The organism is Streptacidiphilus carbonis, from assembly GCF_000787775.1.
GTDB classification, from domain to species: domain Bacteria; phylum Actinomycetota; class Actinomycetes; order Streptomycetales; family Streptomycetaceae; genus Streptacidiphilus; species Streptacidiphilus carbonis.
In genome coordinates, this window is record NZ_BBPM01000121.1 from 1 (window position 1) to 5707 (window position 5707).

Consider the following 5707-nt stretch of genomic DNA (forward strand, 5'->3'; position numbering starts at 1 on the left):
CTGTCGGCCCTGGCGATGTCCTCACGGCCGGGGCGCCCGTGGCCGTCGGTGAAGCAGCGCAGCACGCTGCGGACCATCGCGGCCCCGGCCGGCGTCCCGGCCAGCCGCCGCAGCTGCCGTCGCCGGAACCCCGCCGCAGCCAACTGCCGCCGCTGACGGAAGCTCAGACCGCCCAGCTCATCCGCCAGTTGCTCCGGATCGGTGCGGCCGTCCGCGTCCGTCGAGCCCATCTCTCGTCCCCCACCTGCTGCTTCGCCGCCCCCGTTGTGCGTGCGGCGGCACGCTAGCACGCGCGCGCGTGGGAACGGCAGGACGCCACGGCCGCCGGCCGGGGAGTTCCGCCGGGCCGCCGGCGTTCAGCCCTGCCGGAGCCGCTGCGGCAGCCAGGCCAGTTGGGCGGCCTGCTGGAACGGGCCGCCGCCCTCGTGGCCGTTGAAGTCGTAGACCTCGATCGCCTTGTCCTCGTTGCCGTAGGCGTTGAACGCGGCGAAGACCGTCGACGGCGGGCAGACGCCGTCCTCCAGGGCGGTGGAGAACAGTGCGGGCGCCGTCGCGCGGGCCGCGAAGTGCACGCCGTCGAAGTAGCCGAGGGTGCTGCGGGTCTGCCGGATCAGGTTGCGGTGGGTCTTCAGGTAGTCGCCGACCTCGCGGTAGGGCCTGCTGTCGGTGAGCGTCAGCGCGCGCGGGAAGTCGCAGAGGAAGGGCACGTCCGGGGCGACCGCCACCAGGTCCGGCACGAGTCCGCCGACGGCCAGGGTGATCCCGCCGCCCTGGCTGACGCCGGTGACCGCGGTGCGCGAGGCGTCGCTGAGCGGGTGCGAGCGAGCGGCTTCGACGGCGCGCACGCCGTCGGTGAAGACCCGGCGGTAGTAGTAGTCGTGCGGGTCCGTTATGCCCCTGGTCATGAAGCCGGGGTAGGCGGGGGCGCTGCCGACCGGGTCGGGGGTGTCGCCGGTGGCCCACCCGCTGCCCTGGCCGCGGGTGTCCATGACGAAGTGGGCGAAGCCGGCCGAGGCCCAGAGCAGATGGGTGTGCGCCTGGCCCCGTCCGCCGCCGTAGCCGATGAACTCGACCACCACCGGCAGCGGCCGCGCCGTCCCGGCCGGAAGGACGAACCAGCCCTTCACCGGCTGTCCGCCGAACCCGGCGAAGGTCACGTCGTAGACCTCCACCGAGGTCAACCCGGTCTCCACCCGCTCGAAGCGCGGGTCCAGGCCGTGCGCCCGGGTCTCGGCCAGGGTCTTCGACCAGAACTGGTCGAAGTCGGCCGGCTCGACCGCCGAACTGCGGTAGCTGCGGAGCTGGTCCAGAGGCAGGTCGAACAGGGCCATGGTTCAGTCGTCCTTCGTCAGTGGATGATCAGAACAGAGAACACCACCGACCCGGGAGAACGCCACCCCGGGGTGCGCCTGACGACGGCCGCGCAGTGACCGGGCGCCGGCACATGCCACAGGGGTCCGGCTCTTCCGAGCCGGACCCCTGTGCTGCTGGCTGTGCGCCGCCAGGGACTCGAACCCCGGACCCGCTGATTAAGAGTCAGCTGCTCTAACCAACTGAGCTAGCGGCGCCTGCTGACGTGGAAAACCATACATGACACCGGCCCCAAACACTGAATCGGATGCGCGGACGGCGCCGCCGCGGCTGTTGAGTCGCTGTTGATCGGGGACCGGGACGATGTGCTCGTCCCGGTCCCTTTCGTCACTCCCGACTACGAGAGCAGCGCGCGATGCCGATCCCCACCACCACGCCGAAGGACCCGCACGCCGATCCGCTCAGAGCCGCCGACCAGGTGGCCCTCCACTGGCTGGGGGAGAGCGGCGAGGCCGAGCTCTACACCTTCGAGGGCCTGGAGGACCAGGTACGGCGGGCGGCGGCGGTGTTCCGGGGAGCGGGAGTGGAGCAGGGCGACGCGGTGCTGGTGTTCCTGCCGGCCATGCCCGAGGCGGTGATCGCGACGCTGGCCTGCGAGCGGCTGGGCGCGCGGGCGGTGATCGAGGCGGAGACCGTACCGGCGTGGAGTGCGCTGCGGGAGCGGATCCGGGTCGAGCGGCCCCGGGTCGTGGTGACCGCCGACGCCGTGGCGGCGGCCGGCGGGCTGCTGTCGCCGAAGGCCGTGCTGGACCGGGTGTTGCGGGAGCCCCGTCGCGCGGGTGCGGCGACCACGGCGGTGGGTGCGCCGGGCGTTGCCGGGACCGCAGCCGGGGCCACAGCCGTTGTCGGCACGGTACTCGTGGTGCAGCGCAACGGGCGTCCGGTGGGCTGGACTCCCGGGCGGGACCGGTGGTGGCATCAGGCGCTGGCGGGCAGTGTCTCCAGGAGGTCGCGGACCGCGATCGCCTCGGTCACCTCCAACTCCTCGAAGAGCCGCTGAGCCTCCGTCAGGCAGCCGCGGCCGCGCTCGCTCTGTCCCAGCCGGACCAGCGCCCGGCCCAGTGACTCCTGGGCGAGCCCCTGGCAGTACCGGGCGCTGACCTGGCGGCCCAGCTCCAGGGCCTGCTCCGCGCAGCGGACCGCCTCCGCCCCCGCGTCCATGGCCAGGTAGCAGGAGGAGAGCCGGGCCAGCGCGCAGCCCTCGGTCGAGTAGCGCTCCTGGCGGCGCAGCATCTCCACGGCCTCGATCAGCCGGGTGCTCGCCTCCCCGTGCTGCCCGTTGCCGAGCAGCACCGTGCCCAGCTGGTAGAGCGCGTCCGCCAGGCAGCTGGGGTGCTCGGCGGCGCGGGCGGTGCGGACCGCGTCCCGGGCCGCCTCCAGCGCCTGCGCCGGCCTGCCGCCGGTGAGGTGGGCCCGGGCGATGTTGCCCAGCAGCCGGGCCTCGTCGGCCTGGTGGCCCAGGTCGCGGCAGAGGTCCCGGGCCAGCTCCAGATAGGGCAGCGCCTCCTCCGAGCGGCCGGCGGTGTTCAGCACCACGGCGAGTTCGGCCGCGACGGTGTAGTGGATCTCGGGATGGTCCTCGACGCCGCCCCGCTCGGGGTCCAGGCACTCCAGCGAGCGGCGCAGCGACTCCTCGGCCGGTGCGCCGTCGCCGGACAGCCCGTGCAGCATGCCGACCAGGTAGTGCAGCCGGGCCTCGCCCCGCGCGTCGCAGCCCTTCTCCCGGGCCGCCGTCAGCGCCAGGCCCAGCACCGCGTGGAAGTCCTCGGCGTGCACCTCGGGGTCGATCAGCCACATCCAGCCCAGCAGCAGGTCGACCACGGCCGGCAGCGACTCCGCCGGGGCCTGCCGCAGCGACTGCCCCAGCACCGCGAGCAGCAGGGTGCGCTGCACCCGCAGCCACTCCCGGGCCTCGTCCGGGTCGGTGAGCGGCTCCCCGGTGCCGACGGTCCGGTGCAGGCTCCAGCTGAGCAGGTCGTCGCCCTCCAGGGTCCGCGAGGCGTTGCGGACGCAGGCCAGCAGATGGTCCAGCAGGAGCAGCAGGCTGCGGCGGCGCACGGGCTCCGGGTCGGTCTCCTCCGCGCGCCGGCGGGCGAAGAGCCGGAGCAGGTCGTGGTAGCGGTAGCGGCCCGGCTCCTCGCTCTCCAGCAGCCCGGCGTCGACCAGCGACTCCGCCAGCGCCTCGGCCTCGAAGACGCTGAGGCCGAGCAGGGCCGCGGCGTCGGGCGCCGAGCAGTCCGGGCCCTCGGGCAGCGAGACCAGCCGGAAGGCCCGCGCCTGCTCCTCGCTCAGCTGGAGATAGCCGAGTTGGAAGGTGGCCTCCACCGCCAGGTCGCCGACCTGGAGCTCGTCGAGGCGCCGGCGCTGGTCGGCGAGGCGCCGGGCCAGCGAGGCGACCGTCCAGGAGGGGCGGACCGCCAGCCGCGAGGCGACGATCCGCACCGCGAGCGGCAGCAGCGAGCAGGCGGCGACGACCTCGCGCACCGCATCCGGCGCGCCGGCCACCCGCTCCGCCCCGGCCACCGCGGCGAAGAGCTCGACCGCCTCCTCCTCCTGGAACACGTCGATGTCCACCAGCCGCACCCCGGGCAGCCCGGCCGGACGGCCCCGACCGGTCACCAGCACGGTGCTGCCGCCGGTGCTCGGCAGCAGCGGCCTGATCTGGGTGGAGTCCCGGACGTTGTCCAGCAGCACCAGTACCCGGCGGTCGGCCAGCAGCGAGCGGTACAGCGCGGTGCGCCGCTCCACGGTGTCCGGCAGCTGGGCCGGCGGGGTGCCGAGAACCTCCAGGAACTCGGCCAGGGCGGCGGCCGGGTCGACCGGGTTGGGACCGGCGCCGCGCAGGTCCAGGTAGAGCTGGCCGTCCGGGAAGGAGGCGCGGGCCTGGTGCGCGCAGTGGACCGCCAGTGTGGTCTTGCCGACCCCGCCGATCCCGGCCAGCGCGCAGACCGCCACCGCCTGCCCCGGCGCCCGGTGCAGCGCGTCGACGATCTCCTCGACCAGCTTGGTACGGCCGCTGAAGTCCGGTATGTCCGGCGGGAGTTGGGACGGAACCGTGCTGATGGCCGGGATGCCGGCCGAGTCGGGCGGCTCCCCGGCCGGCGCACCGCCCACCGCCGCGGCCCCGATCGCCGGGGTCAGCTCCGGGTCGGCCGCCAGGATCCGGTGCTGCAGGGCGGCGAGTTCCGGACCGGGCTCGACGCCCAGCTCCTCGATCAGCAGCCTGCGGGTGTCCGCGTGCACGCCCAGGGCCTCGGCCTGCCGGCCGTTGCGGTAGAGGGCGAGCATCAGCAGTGCCCGCAGCCGCTCCCGCAGCGGGAACTCGGCGGTCAGCGGCCCCAGCGCGGCGATCGCCCGGTTGGTGCGGCCCAGTTCGAGGTCGAGGCCGATCCGGGACTCGACCCCGGACAGCCACAGCTCCCCCAACCGGCGCCGCTGGCCCTCGGCGTAGCCGCCGGGCACCCCGGACAGGGCGCCGCCGCGCCACATCGCCAGCGCCTCGGTGAGCAGGTCCAGCGCCCGCTGCGGCTTCCCGGCGGCGACCGAGCGGTCGCCCTCGGCCAGCAGGTGTTCGAAGGTGTACAGGTCCAGGCAGTCCGGATCGACCCGGAGGGTGTAGCCGTCGCCGGTGGACAGCAGCACCCGGGCCGGGGTCCGGACGGCCCGGTCCGGTTCGAGTTCGGTCCGCAGCCGGGAGACGTAGGTGCGCACCGCGCCGACAGCGCGGGCCGGCGGATCGCCGCCCCAGATACCGTCCACCAGCTCGTCGATCGAGACGCTGTGCCCGTGGTTCAGCAGCAACCTGACCAGGACGGCCACCTGTTGCGGCGACCCCAGTCGTAGCGTCCGGCCGTCGAGCTGTCCGCGGACCTCGCCGAGCACCCGGAAGCTCAGCCCGGTTCCCGTCCCGTCCGTTCCACTGCGCATCCGTATTCTCCCCAGAGCGCTGGAAATTGCCCGTACACCAGTCGGGACGGTAGCACTCACGCGCGAACAGGCCGACCTTTCCGACGTACCCGACCATCCCGGCCGCCGTTGAACGAGCGTTGATTCGAGTAGGTCATCATAGGAGCCCACATCAACTCGATGCCTCATCGCTTCACCGCATATCGAGGAGCAGCAGCATGACCACGCCGCAGAACGATGCAACGGAGTCCGACTCGACCGCCACGGGGGAGGCCGAGCCGACTTCGGTGGAAACGGTTGCTGTGGAGTTGACGGCGGACGACACGACGCCGGCCGAGGGGACCGGCGCCGTGGTCGACCCGGACCGGGTGCGCAGCCAGCAGTAACGCGGCACCCGGAATACCGCGTCTCGGGAGGGGATCTCGGGGGG

Annotated in this window: 5 protein-coding genes and 1 tRNA gene; 2 read left to right on the top strand and 4 right to left on the bottom strand. The window is 73.8% G+C overall.

The features are described from left to right. The 3 genes from TR46_RS37330 to TR46_RS37340 all read right to left on the bottom strand — a co-directional run. Positions 1-230: hypothetical protein (locus TR46_RS37330; protein WP_042411673.1), on the bottom strand; the 230-nt coding region annotated here is incomplete at its 3' end. A gap of 126 nt (positions 231-356) precedes the next feature. After that, entirely contained in the window at positions 357-1331 is a 975-nt protein-coding gene (locus TR46_RS37335; protein WP_042411676.1) for an acetylxylan esterase, read from the bottom strand. 163 nt (positions 1332-1494) lie between these two features. After that, a tRNA-Lys gene (locus TR46_RS37340) sits at positions 1495-1568 on the bottom strand. A 158-nt stretch (positions 1569-1726) separates the two neighbouring features. Between TR46_RS37340 and TR46_RS37345 the strand changes: the two genes are divergently transcribed. After that, positions 1727-2371, top strand: a complete 645-nt coding sequence (locus tag TR46_RS37345) for an AMP-binding protein (RefSeq protein ID WP_052433466.1) — start codon at positions 1727-1729, stop codon at positions 2369-2371. Here the strand turns inward: TR46_RS37345 and TR46_RS37350 are convergent. Continuing rightward, entirely contained in the window at positions 2290-5298 is a 3009-nt protein-coding gene (locus TR46_RS37350; RefSeq protein WP_042411679.1) for an AfsR/SARP family transcriptional regulator, read from the bottom strand. The genes TR46_RS37345 and TR46_RS37350 overlap by 82 nt on opposite strands. A 197-nt stretch (positions 5299-5495) precedes the next feature. Here TR46_RS37350 and TR46_RS42985 point away from each other — a divergent pair, with 197 nt between their 5' ends. Further along, positions 5496-5663, top strand: a complete 168-nt coding sequence (locus TR46_RS42985; RefSeq protein ID WP_161790281.1) for a hypothetical protein — start codon at positions 5496-5498, stop codon at positions 5661-5663. Positions 5664-5707 lie beyond the last annotated feature (44 nt).